Origin of the sequence: Dyadobacter sp. (assembly GCF_039919315.1) — a bacterium.
GTDB lineage: Bacteria > Bacteroidota > Bacteroidia > Cytophagales > Spirosomataceae > Dyadobacter.
Genome location: NZ_JBDSFX010000003.1, coordinates 50261 through 69081, shown reverse-complemented (window position 1 = coordinate 69081; position 18821 = coordinate 50261). Strand labels below are relative to the sequence as shown.

At 45.6% G+C, this 18821-nt stretch carries 13 protein-coding genes; 11 read left to right on the top strand and 2 right to left on the bottom strand.

The features are described from left to right. The first annotated feature begins 1 nt into the window (after position 1). From ABIO93_RS01940 to ABIO93_RS01930, 3 genes are read left to right on the top strand one after another with little or no spacing between them, the layout of a single operon-like run. Positions 2-2077 carry a hypothetical protein gene (locus ABIO93_RS01940; protein ID WP_348063846.1) on the top strand — a complete coding sequence of 692 codons (2076 nt, stop codon included), beginning with the start codon at positions 2-4 and terminating at the stop codon, positions 2075-2077. 24 nt (positions 2078-2101) lie between these two features. Then, on the top strand, positions 2102-3166 hold the full coding sequence (locus tag ABIO93_RS01935; RefSeq protein ID WP_348063844.1) for a family 43 glycosylhydrolase: 1065 nt from the start codon (positions 2102-2104) through the stop codon (positions 3164-3166). 21 nt (positions 3167-3187) lie between these two features. Next, a complete protein-coding gene (locus tag ABIO93_RS01930) occupies positions 3188-4351 on the top strand; it encodes a cellulase family glycosylhydrolase (protein ID WP_348063842.1) in 1164 nt (387 codons plus the stop codon). A 69-nt stretch (positions 4352-4420) separates the two neighbouring features. Here ABIO93_RS01930 and ABIO93_RS01925 read toward each other — a convergent pair whose 3' ends face one another. Together ABIO93_RS01925 and ABIO93_RS01920 are read right to left on the bottom strand one after the other, a co-directional pair. Further along, the gene (locus ABIO93_RS01925) at positions 4421-4597 is read right to left on the bottom strand and encodes a hypothetical protein (protein ID WP_348063840.1); all 177 of its coding nucleotides are present in this window, start codon (positions 4595-4597) and stop codon (positions 4421-4423) included. 40 nt (positions 4598-4637) lie between these two features. Continuing rightward, the gene (locus ABIO93_RS01920) at positions 4638-5057 is read right to left on the bottom strand and encodes a hypothetical protein (RefSeq protein ID WP_348063838.1); all 420 of its coding nucleotides are present in this window, start codon (positions 5055-5057) and stop codon (positions 4638-4640) included. A gap of 128 nt (positions 5058-5185) precedes the next feature. On the opposite strand from ABIO93_RS01920, the gene ABIO93_RS01915 reads away from it, so the two are divergent. The 8 genes from ABIO93_RS01915 to ABIO93_RS01880 all read left to right on the top strand — a co-directional run bounded on the left by ABIO93_RS01915 (position 5186) and on the right by ABIO93_RS01880 (position 18799). Next, the gene (locus tag ABIO93_RS01915) at positions 5186-8179 is read left to right on the top strand and encodes a PSD1 and planctomycete cytochrome C domain-containing protein (protein ID WP_348063836.1); all 2994 of its coding nucleotides are present in this window, start codon (positions 5186-5188) and stop codon (positions 8177-8179) included. A gap of 41 nt (positions 8180-8220) precedes the next feature. Beyond that, on the top strand, positions 8221-9636 hold the full coding sequence (locus tag ABIO93_RS01910; RefSeq protein WP_348063834.1) for a DUF1501 domain-containing protein: 1416 nt from the start codon (positions 8221-8223) through the stop codon (positions 9634-9636). Between the two features lies 1 nt (position 9637). Further along, entirely contained in the window at positions 9638-10561 is a 924-nt protein-coding gene (locus ABIO93_RS01905) for a hypothetical protein (RefSeq protein ID WP_348063832.1), read from the top strand. 58 nt (positions 10562-10619) lie between these two features. Then, entirely contained in the window at positions 10620-12161 is a 1542-nt protein-coding gene (locus ABIO93_RS01900) for an arylsulfatase (RefSeq protein WP_348063830.1), read from the top strand. 114 nt (positions 12162-12275) lie between these two features. Then, a complete protein-coding gene (locus ABIO93_RS01895) occupies positions 12276-13313 on the top strand; it encodes a T9SS type A sorting domain-containing protein (RefSeq protein ID WP_348063828.1) in 1038 nt (345 codons plus the stop codon). Between the two features lie 100 nt (positions 13314-13413). After that, positions 13414-14022, top strand: coding sequence for a sigma-70 family RNA polymerase sigma factor (locus tag ABIO93_RS01890; RefSeq protein WP_348063826.1), 609 nt, complete (start codon positions 13414-13416; stop codon positions 14020-14022). A 118-nt stretch (positions 14023-14140) separates the two neighbouring features. Further along, complete coding sequence (locus ABIO93_RS01885) at positions 14141-15262, top strand: FecR domain-containing protein (RefSeq protein ID WP_348063824.1); 1122 nt, start codon at positions 14141-14143, stop codon at positions 15260-15262. 201 nt (positions 15263-15463) lie between these two features. Next, the gene (locus tag ABIO93_RS01880; RefSeq protein WP_348063822.1) at positions 15464-18799 is read left to right on the top strand and encodes a TonB-dependent receptor; all 3336 of its coding nucleotides are present in this window, start codon (positions 15464-15466) and stop codon (positions 18797-18799) included. The last annotated feature ends 22 nt before the right edge of the window (positions 18800-18821 follow it).

The following is an 18821-nucleotide window of genomic DNA, read 5'->3' as shown; positions in this document are numbered from 1 at the left end:
GATGCGTCATTTTGCATTGCTATTTTTCCTGCTGTTTTCCGCGTCACTTCTGGCGCAGGTACCTGTTGATTTGAAAGGATTTGATAAGAAAAAAGGGGCCGCTGCAACTGTTGAAGGTAATATGTTGCGTGTCGAGTGGCCGGTGGGCAATTCAGAAGTGGGCAGGGTTTCTGTTGATTTAATTAAAAATCAGCCGCTAATCGGCAGCCTGCAAATCGGGACAAATGCTAAATTTAAAACCATAGCCGACCACCTCGATCCGGCTATTATTTTGACCGTCGGAAAGAGAGACCTTGTTTCACAAAACGGCTGGAATATTTTCTTCGATAAAACTGCGTATCTACCCTACAAAAGCTATCCGGTCACACTGGAAAAAAGCGGCGTAAGAGTGGTAACGTCAGGTTCTCAAACAGAGATCATTGTTTCGGGAGCTACCGCAGGATCATTTACAGGATCAATTAACCTGACTCTTTTTAATGGCAGCCCGCTGATGAACATTGCGGCGGTAATGACCACGACGGTTGATTCGCTGGCGGTTATTTATGATGCAGGGCTGGTGAGCAAACAAAAACCTTGGGAAAAGCTATTCTGGTCTGATACTGACAATTATATCAGAAATACCAATGTTGTGAAAATGGATACTGTTGAAATGATGGCTGTCAAGTACCGTACCATTATCGGACAGAGTAAGGAAGCCAGTCTGGCTGTTTTCCCTGCACCGCATCAGTATTTTTATCCGCTGGATAATTGCTATAACCTCGAACACATCTGGTATGGTGAAAATTACAGAAACCTCATTACCGGTTTTGGAATAGGAATTCGTCACGATTTACTCGGTGACCGGCGGTGGGTACCGTGGTTCAATGCTCCGCCGAAAACGCAGCAACGCTATAATTTCTTTTGTTTACTGAGTGGAGAAAAGGATGGCAAAGTGTTGGGAAAAGTAAAGGAATTTACACATAGCGACACTTATGAGCCGCTCCCCGGTTACTATACCATGTCGAGCCACTTTCATCAGGAGCATGTCGACGATGTTTTGACCAAAAAACCACTTCCGGATATGCCGGGTTTTGTGAAAGCTTTTCGCAATACGGGGGTCAACATTGTGCATTTGGGAGAATTTCATGGCCCGGGCAGCCCGCGGGGACCGGAGGCCAAACGCTGGCCAGAATTGAAGACCATGTTCAGTGAATGTGCCCGGCTTTCGGGTGGGAATTTTTTGCTTTTACCGGGAGAAGAACCTAATAATTTCTTTGGAGGACATTGGATGAATATTTTTCCAAAACCCGTTTACTGGTTGATGTCGCGCGAAAAAGACCAACCTTTTGTAGAGGAAAGTAAGGAGTATGGCAAGCTTTATCGCATTGGCAATAAGGAGGAAATGCTGAAACTGCTGGAACTTGAAAAAGGTCTCGCATGGACGGCGCACGCCAGAACCAAAGGTTCGACCGGTTTTCCTGATAAATACAAGGAAGAAGCATTTTACAAGTCAGACCGCTTTTTGGGAGCTGCCTGGAAAGCAATGCCAGCGGATCTTTCCCAACCCAAGCTGGGCAAACGTGTGCTGGATTTAATGGACGATATGGCTAATTGGGGACAGAAAAAATACGTCATCGCTGAGGCTGACTTGTTTCGAATTGAACCCAATTATGAGCTATATGGACATTTGAATGTCAATTATTTACAACTAAACGAAATGCCGCGGTTCGAAGATGGCTGGCAGCCGGTGTTGGATGTGATGGAGAAAGGGAAGTTTTTTGTCAGTACTGGCGAAATCCTTCTGCCAACATTCAAAGTGAATAATGTGGGCTCTGGTGAAACGACCAAGGTGGATGCGAAAGGCAATGTGGAAATTAGTATGGACATTAAATGGACGTTTCCGCTGAACCGGGCCGAAATTATTTCTGGTGATGGCAAAGACGTATTTCATGAGGTGATTAACTTGAATGATACCGAGGCTTTTGGACAGAAAAATTTCAAGTTTACCCAAAATCTTAAAAACAGAAAATGGGTACGTGTAGAGGTTTGGGATGCTGCGGCCAATGGCGCGTTTACCCAGATTGTCTGGCTCGAATAACTCACATTAAAGAATTTGAACGGTATGATTAAAACACTTTTATCGCTACTTGTTTCGCTTGTAGCCATCGGCACCGGCGCCTGCAAAACGGCTCCTGACTCCACGAACATTGAAAAACAAGATTCCACCAAATACAAAAATCCCGTTTTTGAACCTATACTGGCCGATCCGACCGTAGTGAAGGCGGATGATGGCTGGTTTTATGCGTATGGCACGATGGACGATTGGGGTGACGGAAAGGGATCGCACCTTGTGCCGGTAGTCCGTTCCAAAGACCTGGTGCATTGGACTTATTTTAAGGACGCATTTCTCAGCAAACCTGCCTGGAAGGAAAAAGGAGGCATATGGGCACCTGATGTTGTAAAAGTGAACGGCAAGTATCATATGTACTACGCTTATTCCACCTGGGGCGATCCAAATCCGGGTGTGGGACTAGCGATTGCGGATGCTCCTGCCGGGCCGTTTACGGATAATGGCAAGCTTTTCCTGAGTGCGGAGGCGAATGTGCCGAATTCAATTGATCCTTTTTATCTCGAAGAAAATGGCAAAAAATACGTTTTCTGGGGGAGTTACAGCAATGCACCGACACAAGGAACTTACGGCGTGGAACTATCCGCTGACGGGAAATCAGTACCTGATCTTTCCAAAAAGTTCAAAGTAGCAGCCGGTGATTTTGAGGCGGTAATGATCCAGAAAAAGGGTGATTATTATTACTTTTTGGGGTCAAAAGAAAACTGTTGCGAGGGTGCAAAAAGCAGATATAATGTTCGCATTGGTCGTTCCAAAAACATTAGAGGTCCTTTTTTGGATAAAGACGGAAAAGATCTGAAAGAACGTGGAACAGGTTCGGTTTTGATTCAACCTAATGCAACTTATGCGGGTACCGGGCATAATGCGAGGTGGATTACCGATAAAGCGGGCACCGACTGGCTTTTGTATCATGCCATCGACAGAACAAAACCTAATGTTTCAACGGGTGCAAACAGGCGGGTTTTAATGCTTGATAAAATCACCTGGAAAAACGGCTGGCCGGAAATTTTAAATGCCGAACCCAGCATAGAAAACACCACTGCACCTCTTTTTAAATAGCAAACAAATAATCCTTAACGAATGAAATTTTTAAAAACGACTGTATGGGCACTGGTGATTTGCCTTTCGTTCCAGCAATGCGCGAAAAAGACAGAAGAGCAAAAAGAGGAAACTCCGGCTGGGGAAGCTGCGGCTTCCCGTGAAATCTGGACGAAAGAGCAAGCCAAAGAATGGTACGCTAAGCAGGGCTGGCTCGTTGGCGCTGATTTCTTGCCAAGTACGGCGATAAACCAGCTTGAAATGTTCCAGGAAGCTTCTTTTGACACGGCTACCATTGATAAGGAACTGGGCTGGGCGCAGGAAATTGGCATGAATACGATGCGCGTTTATCTGCACGATCTGTTGTTTCAGCAGGATTCAGCAGGTTTTGTGAAGCGCCTGGACGTGTTTTTGAACATTGCTCAAAAACATAAGATCAAGCCATTATTTGTATTGTTTGACTCCTGCTGGGACCCGTTTCCAAAATTGGGCACACAGCGTGCGCCAAAGCCGGGCGTTCATAATTCTGGCTGGGTGCAAAGTCCTGGTTTTGATGCATTGAAAGACAGTACGCAATATCCGCGTTTGGAAAGATATGTAAAAGGTACTGTAGCTGCGTTCGCCAATGACAACCGCGTACTGGCATGGGACGTTTGGAATGAGCCGGATAATACCAATAACAGCTCTTACGGAAAGGTGGAACTGCCTAACAAAGTGGATTATGTATTACCGATGATGACCAAAGCATTTGAATGGGCGCGGTCTATGAATCCAAGCCAGCCATTGACTGCCGGCGTTTGGGCGGGAGACTGGACATCGCACGAGACTTTGAAACCCATTGAAAAAGTAATGATCGATCAATCTGATGTCGTAACCTTTCACAACTATGAAGATGCTGCTGATTTTGAAAAACGCATCAAGCAATTGCAGCAATACGACCGTCCGATCATTTGTACGGAATATATGTCCCGCGGTAACGGAAGCTTCTTCTCAGGCTCACTGCCCATCGCGAAGAAATACAATGTTGGTGCGATCAACTGGGGTTTGGTAGATGGCAAATCACAAACGATTTATCCATGGGATAGCTGGAAGAAAACCTATACCAAGGAACCTGATCTATGGTTTCATGACATTTTCAGAAAAGACGGATCGCCGTACAAGAAGGACGAAACGGACCTGATCAAGAAGTTGACTGCTGCGAAGTAGTATTGATATTGAAAGCAAAAATCCCGCCAGATCTGATCTGACGGGATTTTTTAATGGAGTTTATGTCTTTCACTTGCTTGTATTTCTTTTTTCGGGAAAAATGATCTGATCTTTGAAACGATCCAAAAGAACAAGTAAGTCTGCATATTTGGTCATAACGGCTTCTTCAAGGTTGTTAAACCCTAAATGGTTCTCAGGCACCTTCGCTGAAATTTTGCTTTTGACAGATTTAGTAGTGGGTGTCATATCTTTAAGTTTTATGCAATAATAGGTTTTTTTATTGAGATCAAAAAGCCGATGTAGTTGTTACACGGATCAAAACTTCGATACTGGATTCTGTAATTCCCTGCACTAAATAACTATTTTGCAATTGATGTAGTTCCTTGGAAATGACCATTTTATAAAGTCTCGTGCGTGCGGGCGTGCTCCCGGAGAACATCACAGTATGATCAGGATGTATATTCAGAAACACACCTATGGAGCGTATTACGGTTGCTAAAATCTTATTTCTGTCGCCATTATCATTAATAGTCAAAACATCCAATACTCCATTGGGAAGCGGGTTACCCATTGATAAAGTGACTAGGTAAGGGTCTGTTGTTTTAAAATAAACGATCGATTTAACAATGTTTATTGGTCCTTTGCTGACAAAGTCAAAACGATGTGCTTCTTTGAGTACGGTGAATTCGTACGAGGATTCGTTCATGGATTTGATAATGTGTGTGCAGCAATATTAGAGCTTATATTCTTTCTTCCCAAAAGATGAATATAAAGTGCCGGTAAGTGTCTTTATTCTATATCGTTACCGTAGCGCAATGTTTGATCTGAACAAGAATGGACCGAATCCGAAACCTCTTCCTGCTACTCGTTTCGCTTTTTGCCTTCACCGCATGCGCAAACCTCGGTAATGCGCCTTCTTCCGAAGAACTGGTCGATTTCAATTTTGAAGTAAGACCTGTACTCGTCCAGAAATGTTTTTTGTGTCACGGCCCCGACCCCAGCAGCCGGAAAGCGAACTTACGGTTTGATACATACGAAGGCGCAACCGCATTATTGAAAGAGGGAAGACGGGCGATCGTGCCGGGACATCCGGATAGCAGCGGAATGGTTAAACGGATTTTGTCAAAAGACCCGGATTTTATAATGCCCACGCCGGAGTCGCACCTTACATTAACCGAAGCTGAAAAAGAGACATTGGTTAAATGGATCGAGCAGGGTGCGAAGTACAAACCGCATTGGGCTTTCATCCAGCCAAAAGCACCGGATCACATTGAAATCCCGGAATCGGGTAACGAAATCGATTTTTTTATTAATCAAAAACTGGACAAACTGGGGCTGGAAACTTCGCCGATGGCCAGTAAAAATGTATTGATCAGAAGGGTTTCATATCTGCTGACAGGCTTGCCTCCGACGCCAGCCGCAGTCGGGGAATTTGTAGCCGATCAAAGTCCTGATGCCTATGATAAAATGGTGGATGGTTATCTCAATTCACAACATTTTGGCGAACGCTGGGCCAGACATTGGATGGATGTGGTGCGATATGCCGAAACCAAAGGCCACGAATTTGACTATACCATTTCCGGCGCCTGGCGATACCGCGACTATCTGATCCGCGCATTCAATAGTGATGTTCCTTATGATCAATTAGTTAAAGAGCATTTAGCTGGAGATTTGCTGCCACTTCCCAGACGAGACTATGCGACCGGTTCAAATGAGTCGAGGATCGCTACCACTTTTTATGCTTTTGGGGAGGGAACGCATAGTCCGGTTGATGTGAGAAAGGATGAGGCCGACCGTATAGATAATATGGTGGATGTTACTACTAAAACTTTCCAAAGCCTCACTGTGGCCTGCGCCCGTTGTCACGATCATAAATTTGATCCGATCACGACCAAAGATTATTACGCACTTTACGGCGTGATGGAAAGTACGCGGTTTTCTCCCGTACCGGCTGGTCTGACAACCCGGAAAGAGCAGGACATTCAAAAACTGGATGAGCTGAAAACTTATATCAGGAAAACCGTGGCGGAGGAATGGGGCAGGGAAAATAAGAAGGAATCTTTGCCAATTGTGAATGCAACGCTGAGGAAAGATTTACCATCAAAAGAAGGTGATTATCAACTGATCGGGGATTTTCGTGGGGCGGATTTGCAGGGTTGGAAAAGTGATGGCCGTGCATTTGGGCAGGGTACTACATTAGGTAAACCGGTTTTTGATCCAAAAAAGAAGGAAATCATCGCGCTGGAAGAAGGTATGGCATCCAGCCGGATATTGAGTACCGGCGTTTTCGGGGCTTTGCGGTCGCCTAATTTTGTGATTTCCAACGATTTTATCGGTGTGCAGGCGAGAGGTAAAAATGCGTCAATCCGTATCATTATCGATAATTTCCAGCTGATCAGCTACCCGATTTATGGAGAAATGGATCAGAAAGTAAACACCGAAAGCTGGAACAATTTCAAATTCAATGTGGGGAGCTGGAAAGGGCATAAAGCTTATGTCGAGATCATGCCCGGGGTTTATGAAAACCATGTTTACAAGCTTCCCGCCGATGCTTATGTCGATGTTCGGTATGCGGTAGGTTTTGATAAAAACTGGACTGAACCTGTTCCTACTGCTGACCTGACGACATTTACCATTGGAGAAGCCGTGGACGATTGGGCTGCTGGAAATGCAAGTGCCGGGCAAGTCCGGGAAATCAATGTTTTGTTGAAAAAGAGAAAATTCCGGAAACAATTCCCTCAATTGATCGATTTGCTTGACCGTAGTAATGAATTGGCCAAAAACCTTGCGGATACTACGTTTTACAATGCTATATATGAAGGTTTCGGTATAAACAGTCCGGTTTTTAAAAGAGGAAGTCATCTGGAACCTTCCGTTGCCCAGGTTCCGAGAGGTTTTATTTCGGCGGTTCCGGTCGGTAATAATGCTTTCAAATCTCCCGGAAGTGGCAGAATGGAACTCGCTGCGGCGATTGTTAACCCCAAAAATCCGATTACCTCGCGTGTGATGGTGAACCGCATCTGGCATCATTTGTTCGGCAAAGGAATTGTGGAGACTGTGGATAACTTCGGGTTACAAGGCAAGTTGCCAACAAATCCTGCATTGCTTGATTATCTGGCGATCAGGTACCAGCAGGAAGGTTGGTCTACTAAAAAGTTGATCCGGTTGATTGTCAGCTCAGACGCGTTCAAAAGGGCTGTTAGTTCGACCAAAGAGGTTGAAAAAAATGACCCTGAAAACCTTTGGCTGGCCCGTTTTCCACGAAGGAGGCTTGAAGCCGAGGATATTCGCGACGCAATGTTGGCATCCGCCGGTAACCTGAACCCGCTCATGTACGGCGCACCGGTACCTGTATATGTAACGCAGTTTATGCAGGGACGTGGAAAGCCTTCCAAGTCCGGGCCGCTGGATGGAAATGGACGTAGGAGCATTTACCAGGAGATAAGGCGCAATTTTATGCAGCCAATGATGCTGACTTTTGACCAGCCAGCGCCGTTTTCCACATTTGGTAACAGGAATGTGACGAATGTGCCAGCGCAGTCATTGATCCTGATGAATGATCCTTTTGTGATCAAACAGGCGGAAATCATGGCGAATACGCTTTTGTCAAACCAAAATCTGGATATGAACGGGAGGCTGCAATGGATTTACAATCGTACACTTTCAAGGAATGCTACCGAGGCTGAATTGAAAAAGGGAAAGGATTTTATCCATAAACTGGCTTTGTTACAAAAGGTACCAGCTAATAAAATCATGACTGATCCCCGCGTGTGGCGGGACTATTGCCATTCGATTTTCAATCTGAAAGAATTTATTTACCTGATCTGACCAGCCGTATGGGTGCGTGTAAGCATCATCAACACAGGCCATTGAGCCGTAGGGAAATGCTGAATCTCTGCAAAGGGGGTTTCGGTACGCTAGCATTTATGAGCTTGTTTGGAAGCTTGCCGGGCTGCTCCACTTCGACAGATCCTGCTTCTCAATTGAAAGGATTGGGCCAGTTGCCGAACTTTGTTCCGAAAGCACGGAATGTTATTTTCCTATATATGGACGGCGGTGTCTCGCAGGTAGACTCTTTTGACCCTAAGCCCAGGTTGGAAAAGGAGAATGGCGAAGACCCGAATAAGAAATTTAAAGTAGATGATACCCAGTTCAATAATGTAGGCAAAATCCTGAAAAGCCCGTGGAAGTTTAAACAATATGGTGAATGCGGCATGCCGGTGAGTGAATTATTTCCGCACATTGCTACCTGCGTGGACGACATTGCATTGATTCGCTCTATGACCTCGAACTTTCCGGAACATACCAATGCCAACTACTTCCTGCACACCGGAAGCGGGCTGCAGGGGAGGCCAAGTATGGGTGCGTGGGTGAATTACGGGCTGGGCAGCGAGAATCATAATTTGCCTGGCTATGTCGTACTGGACGGCGGTTTGATTCCCCCCGGCGGGCTTGATAACTTCAAAAATGGCTTTTTGCCGGCCACTTTTCAGGCCTCAATGCTACGGACGGGCAGCGAGCCGGTAGCGAACATTAAGCCATTGGAAAAACAAGAGCTGCAAAATCAAAAGCTGGCATTTATCAAACAAATGGACAACAGCCTGGTGACCGACCTGGGTCATGCCGATGAGGTGGAAGCTGCGATCAATAATTATGAGCTGGCTTATAAAATGCAGTCGTCCATTCCCGAGCTGACACAGTTTGCGGAGGAGTCGGTGGCGACGCAGAATTTATATGGAATTTTCTCCGATGACCCCTATACACGCAGCTATGGGGCGCAATGTCTGCTGGCGAGGCGGCTCATCGAAAGGGGCGTGCGATTTATCGAGTTGACCTGCCCGAAAGTAGGTGGCAATGCCGACCGCTGGGACCAGCACAGCGGACTCAAACGCGGCCATGAGGATAATGCACATGCAGTGGATCAGCCGATCGCTGGGTTACTCAAAGATCTGAAAGTAAGGGGTTTACTGGATCAGACATTGGTGGTTTGGACAGGGGAATTTGGCCGGACGCCATTTGCGCAGGGAACCGATGGCCGCGATCATAATCCGTCTGCATTTAGTATGTGGATGGCTGGTGCGGGCATCAAAGGCGGGACTATTTTTGGGCAAACCGACGAGTACGGGTATCGCGTTGTGGAAAACAAAGTGACGATCCACGATTTGCACGCTACGATGCTGCATTTGCTTGGCGTAGACCATACTACATTAACTTTCCCGTTCAGCGGGCGCAATTTCAGGCTGACTGATGTGCACGGAAATGTGATCAAAGAAATCCTATCCTGATATGAATTTTACAAAAATAGTAACCCTTATTGCGTTCATTTTATGTGGTTTTGTTTTTATTAATAAAACCCAAAGTCAGGATAATGCTGTAACACATTCGTTTTTTATAGCCGGGCCGGATTTTACCGGTATTATCGGGGAAGACGGTAAAGAGGTTTGGAATTCAGGGAAGCCTGGCGCGCGCGATGGATTTGTACTTCCGAATAGTAATATCCTCATTTGCTGGGCTGATGAAGTTTTGGAATTTGATCAAAATAAAAAAGTGATTTTTACTTTCAAACGTGAACTGGCGGAAAACGAGCTTGGTACCGCAGTACGTTTGAAAAATGGAAACACATTGATTACTGAATCCGGTAAAAACCCAAGCCTGCTGGAAGTAAATAATGCGGGGAAAATCATTAAAACGGTACCATTACTTCCCGAAACAGATAATGTGCATATGCAGACCAGAATGGCCCGGAAGCTTGACAATGGCAATTATCTGGTACCGCACCTGCTGGCTTTTGCGGTGAAGGAATATGATCCGGCGGGCAAAGTTGTGAAGACATTTAAGACAGATCTGGAAACATTAGGTGGTACCAAAGCCGAAAACTGGCCATTTACCGCCATTGTTCTGGACAATGGAAATACGTTGGTAAGCCTCACGCACGGTAATAAAGTAGTAGAGTTTGACCCAAAAGGGAATGTAGTATGGCAGGTTTCTAATGATGATTTTACTGAAAAACCCTTTCAGGATCCTTGTGGCATTCAGCGACTTGCGAATGGAAATACGGTGATCGCCAGTTATGGTGCGCAGAAAGGGATCAAGATTTTTGAAGTAACCCCCGATAAAAAGATCGTTTGGACTTACCTGGACCATCGGGCGCATGAACTTCAAATTTTGACTACGAATGGAAAACCATTGACTGGTAAACTTCTTAAATGACCGGTCTGCGGAAACCTTTAATCAATATCTTCGCGATCGCATTATCCTAAACCATTTTATGAAAAGTAAGTACTTCCAATTCCTGACCTGCATTTTAGTCGCAGTTCTTTGTATGCCGGCCATTGTTTTGGGTCAAAAAAAGCAGAAACCCAATGTCATTTTTATCTATGCCGATGACGTTGGTTATGGCGATCTGAGTTCTTATGGCGCTACCAAAATCAGTACGCCGAACATTGACAGGCTGGCTAAGGAAGGTATCCGATTTACCAATGCACATGCCACTTCTGCAACCTGCACGCCATCCCGGTTTGCATTGATGACAGGCAAGTATCCATGGCGCCAGAAAGGTACGGGCGTGTTGCCGGGCGACGCCTCACTCATTATCCCGACGGAGAATCTGACATTGCCCCGCGTTTTTCAAAATGCCGGGTACAAAACTGCTTCCGTTGGTAAATGGCACTTGGGATTAGGTGAGAATAACAAACAGATCAATTGGAATAAGCCTATTACCAAAGGGCCTAATGAGACTGGCTTTGACTACGCCTTTTTCTTCCCCGCCACTTCCGACCGCGTACCTACGGTTTTTATTGAAAATCATGAGGTTCAGGGACTCGATAGCGAAGACCCTATTGAGGTAGATTACTCTAAAAAGATTGGTAATGAACCAACTGGGAAGGAAAATCCGGAGCTTCTGAAATTACCGGCATCACTCAATCATGGCCATAACAACACCATTGTCAACGGAATAGGCCGCATAGGCTGGATGACGGGCGGCAAGCAGGCGCGCTGGACTGACGAGGAGATCGCTCACGTATTTTTGAGTAAAGCGGAGCAGTTTATCGAACAAAATAGCAAGAATCCATTCTTCCTTTATTTTTCTCTGAATGATATCCACGTGCCCAGGATGCCCAGCACGCAGTTTAAAGGAAAAAGCAGCATGGGATTGCGTGGTGACGTGATCCTGCAAATGGACTGGACGGTAGGTGAGATCCTGAAAAAACTGGATGAGCTAAAAATTGCAGATAACACCCTGATCATTTTTTCCAGCGACAATGGTCCGGTGATCGATGATGGCTATGCCGACAAAGCGGTGGAGCTTTCAAAAGGTCACAAAGCTGCGGGCGCATTGAGAGGAGGGAAATACAGTGCATTCGAGGGCGGAAGCCGGGTACCGTGGCTGGCACGCTGGCCGCAGGCGATCAAGCCGGGAACAGAATCCGACGCACTGATCTGCCAGATTGATTTGATGGCGTCTTTTTCTCACTTTTTTCAACAAAAAACGGAGAGTAATGATGGCGTTGACAGCTATAATGTAATGGATGCAATGTTGGGCAAATCTAAAACCGGCCGCGCATTCCTCGTGAAGCAGGGAGGTGCATTATCATTGACGCAAGGAACCTGGAAGTACATCGAACCCCGCGAAGGAAAAGCCGTGCAGGAACTCACCAATACCGAAACCGGCAACAATCCCAAGCCCCAACTCTTCGACCTCAGCAAAGATCTGGGAGAAAAAACCAACCTGGCGGACAAGTATCCTGCAAAAGTGAAGACAATGTCGGCGGAGCTGGAGCGGATTCGGGAGGCTGGCAGAAGTAGATAGCCTAATTGGAAAGTGAATTCAAAGATTTACTCCGAAATAGTATTTCAAATTTATTTCCAAAGTAAAGTGACCATTACAAAGTTGTAACGTCTAAGCATAAACCACTATTTGTTTATGCTTAGACGTTACATTTTCATTTTAGCTAAATTCAGGGCTGTTGCGTTGCTAGCGCTGATTTCTCAGATCAGTTTGGCCCAGGTTACTTATTTTCATCAGGATTTTGCTCAAAGTCGTTCTTTTGTGAATGCGACGCCTGATACCGGGCAGTTTAGCCATATAATTCAGACGGTACCGGCGCTTTCTTATTCCAAATTCTATAAAGGGCACATGGACCTCGTCCGTACCCAGCAGGATTCTGCTACAGGCGGCATTATCAGGGCTTTGCGTGCTACTCCTTTCAGTCCCAATCCTGAAACGCTGTTCATCCAGATCCGGATGAGCGCGGAATTGATTCAGTCTTCATCCGTTAATGCCTTGTATTTGTATGCGGGAGAGAATTTTGACCCGGAACATAATTCGTTTCCGGGCAATGCATTGATGTTTGCCAAATGTGCCATTAATTTCCAGGGGTCTTCTTTCGCATTGAAAGATTTGGGCACGCTGGCGACCAGTAAGGAAATTGAAGCCAAAAAGACCGTTACATTGACCTGGGTTCTCAACAATTCGGAGCAGCCGCATACTTACAAGTTGTTTCCTGCGGATCAGAATGAGTACATTACCTTGCCGGGAAGCTACGATCTGTGGGTGGATCATGAGCCGGTGAGCCGCAATAGTAAGGCGTATCCTGGGAATTCAATGTTCTCAAAAACAAAGCTTTCCAACTTTGAGATCCGGTTTCGGAATGGTATCGGCAAGATCCGCATTGATGAAATGCTGATCCGGGAAGCTGCTTCTCACCTGAAACCCGGGGAAGTGATGGTTACCCCAAATCCCATTACCGATAATGTAATCAGGCTGAAATCACTGGAAGTAGATCCTCTGACGCTCCAACTGTTCCATTTGAACGGCAGGCGAATTCCAATAAAAAGGCAAGTAGTATCATTGGACAACATGATGATTTATCCTCAGACTCCTATGGGGTCGGGCATGTATATTTTGTCTTTTCGTAACAAGCTGGGAAGGCGGAAATCGGTGCGAGTTATGGTAGAGTAAAACGTATAGGATGAAAATCGGATTAAATTAAACTAATCTTGTAAAATAAGTTGGGTTTGCCGCTAAGTTTGATTTATTTAGATTTCCCTTTCAGTATAATATGAAATTACCTTCTCATTTCTCAGGAGCTTCGGATGATAAGTTGGTATGGCAGAAATTTCTGACCGGTGATGTGGAAGCTTTTGAATATCTCATGTCAAGCCAGTTTCGGGCACTTTTTCAGTACGGAAGCAAATTCTCGAAAGACAAGGAATTTATCAAAGACAGCATTCAGGACCTGTTTCTGGTGCTATGGGAAAAGCGTGAAAACCTGAGGTCCGACGCGACTGTCAAGCCGTATTTGATGGCCTCGCTGCGCAGGTTAATGCACAGGAACATTGCTGCCAAATCGTGGGTCGGGAGTGAGTCTTTGGAAGAAAAAGAAGGCTCATTTGTACTGGAATTTTCGGTAGAGCAGGAATACATTGACCAGGAATCGACGCTGGTAAGGACCCGTCAGCTCGAAAAATTATTGAAAGAATTGCCACGCAGGCAAAAGGAGGTCGTTTATCTCAAATATTTCCAGGAGCTCAACCGCGAGCAGATCTCGGAGATCATGGCTATCTCCCCACAGACCGTTTCGAACCTACTCCAGATCGCCATCGGACAGCTGAAAAAACATTGGAAAGCAGAATTCCTTACGTTTTTTCTGATCCATTTATTCATGTAAAGTCGGGTTATAATCCCATCCCTTACAGCACTTTATTCTTTTTTTTAGAAATAATTTAAAATTTATTGGTATCCCGCAAATGTTTATGTCTATCCTACCATAGACGCAAATATCTTGTATGGATCGCTATATTGATTTTACGGTTGAGGATTTTGTCTGGGACACATTCTTTCGCCAATGGGTTTTATCGCCTACCCGGGAAACGGACACGATTTGGAACGATTGGACTGAGAGCAATCCTGAAATCCTTGACAGAATTCATCAGGCACAGACCATTGTGCTTTCGCTTCGTCTGCAAGAAGCCGAAATTAGTGATGATGAGATTAGCCAGGTCGTCAAACAAACCATTACGAAAATCGGCCAGCCGCTAGCGGAGACCGATCAATCCAGATATAAGCTGCCCGTTTTCTCGATTCCCTGGCTGCAATTTGCCGCCTCGGTGGCACTCATCCTTTTGCTGGGCTGGGTTGCTTACGCATTCCTGATCAAAAAAGAAACCCGGCAGCAGGCAGCTACGGAGAGTCCAATGATCCTGAACGAAGATGCATTGACCGAGCAGATCAATACCACCGACAAAGCGATGGCGATCAACCTGGAAGATGGCAGCCACATTACACTCGCACCCAAAGGCAAGATCAGGTACGCTGGTAAATTCGCGGAGGCTCGCAGGGAAGTTTATCTGGAAGGGGAAGCATTTTTTGAAATAGCAAAAGATCCGAACCGCCCTTTTTTAGTTTATTCCAATGGTTTGATCACCAAGGTTTTGGGTACCAGTTTCAGGATCAAAGCCTATGATTTTTCGGATGAGGTAACGGTAGAGGTAAAAACAGGAAGGGTTTCCGTATTTGCACAATCCGATCCGAATGTAAAGGAAAAAGCCTCTAACCGCGAGCTGGAAGGAGTGGTACTGAACCCAAACCAGAAAATTATCTATGCGAGGGATGAAGTGAGAATGGTGAAAACGTTGGTTGAGAAACCTGAAATAGTAGTTTCCAAGGCAGAAACGCCTCAGTTTCAGTTCGAAGATACACCGGCTAGTGAGGTTTTTACAACCATCGGAAAGGCTTATGGAATCGATATTCTGTTCGATGAGGAATTATTAAAAGGCTGCCCGCTGACCGCAACATTGGATAATCAGACACTTCATGAAAAGCTATCGATCATCTGCAAAGCGGTGGAAGCTAACTATGAAATTCTGGATGGACAGATCGTGGTACACAGCAAAGGCTGCCGAAACTGACATACAAACGCTTAACAAAGTATACCAATTGTTGACTCTAACCCTCTGAAAACGAAACAGAAAGAATGATTAAAAAAAATGAGCCGGCAATGTTCCCGCATTACCGACTCGGTTTGTCCCTTTTGGTTGTCGCCATTTTTCCTCCGTGATGGAGGCAGGGATCGTTTTGCCAATTTTCAACTTAACAAAACAATCAAATCTATGAAAAAACCCTTTAAATACCACCAGGTATTAATTTGGACAATGCGAATAACAGCTATACAATTGATGCTTGCGGTCTGGTTTATCGGGACCGGTTATGCCCATGAAAGCAATGCGCAGTCATTGCTTTCACAGAAAATAACGATTGTTGCCCATGGCAGCGAGGTGAAGAAGGTGCTTAATCAGGTCGAAAAGCAGGTGGATGTCCGCTTTGTTTTTAGTTCAAAAATTATAAAGTCAGCACGGAAGGTAACGGTTTCGTCGTACAACAAACCTTTGTATGAAGTACTTGACGAAGTGCTGACGCCGCTAGGGCTGGAATATGAGGTTTCTGGAAAAATCATCATTTTAAGAAGATCAGAAACTGCTCCCCAGGTCGCTCCGCCAGGAGAAACCGTCCCGGCTGGTACTGCACCCAAACGAAAATTGACAGGTAAGGTCCTGGACGAAACAGGCGGCGGCCTGCCGGGTGTCAGCATTGTGCTGAAAGGAACACAGACTGGTACCACAACGAATCCGGAAGGCGAATTTCAGCTGGAAATGGCTGAGGACCTGGCTCCGAACTCGGTACTGGTATTCAGTTTTGTAGGGTATCAGTCGCAGGAAATCGTATTGGGTAATCAAACCAGCCTGATCATTAATATGGTGCTGGAAGATAAATCTTTACAGGAAATTGTCGTGATCGGTTACGGCCAGGTGAAGAAAAGTGACCTTACGGGTTCTGTGGCATCCATTAAAGCTGCGGATGTGAATGCTTATCCGGCTACCAATCTCGTGCAGTCGCTTGCAGGAAGGGCGGCGGGTGTGTACGTATCGCAAAATACAGGCGCTCCCGGAAGTCCGATCAGTGTGCGGGTGAGGGGAACGAATTCGATCCAGGGAAGCAATGAGCCATTGTATGTAGTCGACGGATTTCCTTATTCCGGCAACCCTACCTTGCTCAATAATTCAGACATTGAGTCGATTGAAGTTTTGAAAGATGCTTCTGCCACGGCGATTTACGGTTCGAGAGGAGCCAATGGTGTGGTGCTGATCACTACCAAACGAGGAAAAGCGGGCCGTGTAAGCGTTACTTATGACGGATATTATGGTACGCAGACGTTGCGTAAGAAACTGGATTTAATGAATGCGACCGAGTATGCCAACTTCTACAATGAGCAAGCCGCTAATGACGGTTTAGCGCCGCATTTTACACAGGATCAGATCAATGGTTTTGGAGAAGGCACCGACTGGCAGGATCTTACTTTCCAAAAAGCGCCGGTTCAAAATCATGCTATCACTGTCAGCGGCGGTACGGATAAAACCAGATTTTCGCTTTCAGGAAGCAACTTTAATCAGGACGGTATCATCATCGGAAGCAATTATGTCCGCAATGCATTGCGCTTCAACCTGAGTACTGACATTGGCAAGAAATTTAAATTCGATCTGAGTTCGGTATTGAGCCGCCTTGACTCTGACCGCAAGAATTCGGATAGAGGAAACAGGGGAGGAACGTTGATTTCGGCCATGTTAGCCGGCTATCCGACGATTGCCCCAACATTAGCTGATGGCTCTTACTCGAAATTGGCGGAAGCATATGCCTGGGGATCGAATGTGATCACCAACCCATTGAACTTCCTCAATCAGCAAACGGACCACATTCGCTCCAACAAGATCCTTACGAATGGTGCGTTGACATTTGAGCCAATAAAGGGATTGACGATCAAGACATTGGCAGGTATTGAAAGTACTGACGACCGTACCGACGCTTACACAACTACCAGGTTTGTCAATTCAAAAGGGGCAGCCAGCATTGCTACTGCAAGGATCAGCAGCATTCTGAGCGAAAACACAGTGAACTACAATAAAGAAGTAGGCAAGCACAGCATTTCGGCTGTTGCAGGTTTTACCTATCAGGATTATATCGCTACCTCTTTGAATGCTTCTGGAAGTGGTTTTATCAGTGATAATCAGGAAACTTACGATATCGGTGCCGCTACTACACAGAGTGTTCCGAGTTCGTCTTACCAAAAATGGGTACTGCTCTCGTATCTGGCGCGGGTTAACTACTCATTCAACAGCAAAATCCTGGCTACCGTAAGTTTCCGTACGGATGGTTCTTCACGATACAGTGAAGGACAGAAATGGGGTTACTTTCCGTCGGCTGCGCTGGCCTGGCGTTTATCGGAAGAGGATTTTATCAAAAGAATCCCGTTCATTTCCGATTTAAAAATCAGGGCTGGATATGGTGAAACGGGCAATACTTCCATTAACCCTTATTTTACATTGAATCAGCTCAGCTCCGGGCAGGTAGTTTTCGGCGATGCCCTCAATACATACTATGCGCCCGGAACGCGCCTAGCCGGATCATTGAAATGGGAAACGACGGCTCAGTCGGATATTGGAATTGATGTGGGGTTACTCAGCAATCGTATCAATGTAACGGCTGACTATTATATCAAAAATACCCGTAATCTCCTTAATAACGTTGCATTGCCATCCTCTTTGGGTTACATTTTTACCGTTCAGAATATCGGAAAAATTCAGAACAAGGGTTTCGAATTCTCGGTTAATGCAACCGTTCTGGAAGGTGCTTTTAAATGGAATGTAGGTACCAACTTGTCGATCAACAAAAACAAGGTGGTGAAATTGTATGGCGGAAATGATATCCTGGGCCAGACTATCGGAGCTGCTGTGAATGATAATGTTAACATCCTGAGAGAAGGTTATCCGCTGGGTTCTTTTTACGGCTATGTTGAAAAAGGATACGATGAAAAAGGTCTCATTGCTTACGAGGATTTCAATGGCAATGGAAGCCGCGATGCGGGAGATAAAAGGATCATCGGAAATCCAAATCCTAAATTTACCTACGGTTTCAACTCGACCATGTCGTTCAAAAATTTCGAGTTGACATTCTTCATCCAGGGTTCCAAGGGCAATGATATCTTCAATCTGAGTGCACAGGGGCAGGGTTATGACTACGGGCAGGCATTAAACATGCCGAGAGAAGTATACCTGAATCACTGGACTCCGCAGAATACCAATGCCAAATATCCGATTATCAAAACTTCGTCCCAGGCGCAAATGTCCAATCGTTTCGTGGAGGATGGATCTTTTCTGCGTTTCAAAAACATTCAGCTCGCTTACAATCTTCCGGTTACCAAGTTGCATATCAAATGGTTGACGCAAGCGCAGTTGTATGTAAGCGGGCAAAACCTGATCACACTCACCAAGTACTCATGGTATGATCCGGAAGTCAATTCCTATGGGGGTGGTAACTCATTTGTCCAGGGTGTAGACCACTATGTGTATCCGACGGCGAAAACGACCACTGTAGGACTTAGAGTAGGATTTTAAGGAAGGTTTTAACAACTGGTTA

What these genes read in the sequence shown, in the direction of transcription:
- ABIO93_RS01940 (WP_348063846.1), top strand. Translation starts at nt 2, where the DNA reads ATGCGTCATTTTGCATTGCTATTTTTCCTGCTGTTTTCCGCGTCACTT.
- ABIO93_RS01935 (WP_348063844.1), top strand. Translation starts at nt 2,102, where the DNA reads ATGATTAAAACACTTTTATCGCTACTTGTTTCGCTTGTAGCCATCGGC.
- ABIO93_RS01930 (WP_348063842.1), top strand. Translation starts at nt 3,188, where the DNA reads ATGAAATTTTTAAAAACGACTGTATGGGCACTGGTGATTTGCCTTTCG.
- ABIO93_RS01925 (WP_348063840.1), bottom strand. Translation starts at nt 4,597, where the DNA reads ATGACACCCACTACTAAATCTGTCAAAAGCAAAATTTCAGCGAAGGTG.
- ABIO93_RS01920 (WP_348063838.1), bottom strand. Translation starts at nt 5,057, where the DNA reads ATGAACGAATCCTCGTACGAATTCACCGTACTCAAAGAAGCACATCGT.
- ABIO93_RS01915 (WP_348063836.1), top strand. Translation starts at nt 5,186, where the DNA reads ATGGACCGAATCCGAAACCTCTTCCTGCTACTCGTTTCGCTTTTTGCC.
- ABIO93_RS01905 (WP_348063832.1), top strand. Translation starts at nt 9,638, where the DNA reads ATGAATTTTACAAAAATAGTAACCCTTATTGCGTTCATTTTATGTGGT.
- ABIO93_RS01900 (WP_348063830.1), top strand. Translation starts at nt 10,620, where the DNA reads ATGAAAAGTAAGTACTTCCAATTCCTGACCTGCATTTTAGTCGCAGTT.
- ABIO93_RS01895 (WP_348063828.1), top strand. Translation starts at nt 12,276, where the DNA reads ATGCTTAGACGTTACATTTTCATTTTAGCTAAATTCAGGGCTGTTGCG.
- ABIO93_RS01890 (WP_348063826.1), top strand. Translation starts at nt 13,414, where the DNA reads ATGAAATTACCTTCTCATTTCTCAGGAGCTTCGGATGATAAGTTGGTA.
- ABIO93_RS01885 (WP_348063824.1), top strand. Translation starts at nt 14,141, where the DNA reads ATGGATCGCTATATTGATTTTACGGTTGAGGATTTTGTCTGGGACACA.
- ABIO93_RS01880 (WP_348063822.1), top strand. Translation starts at nt 15,464, where the DNA reads ATGAAAAAACCCTTTAAATACCACCAGGTATTAATTTGGACAATGCGA.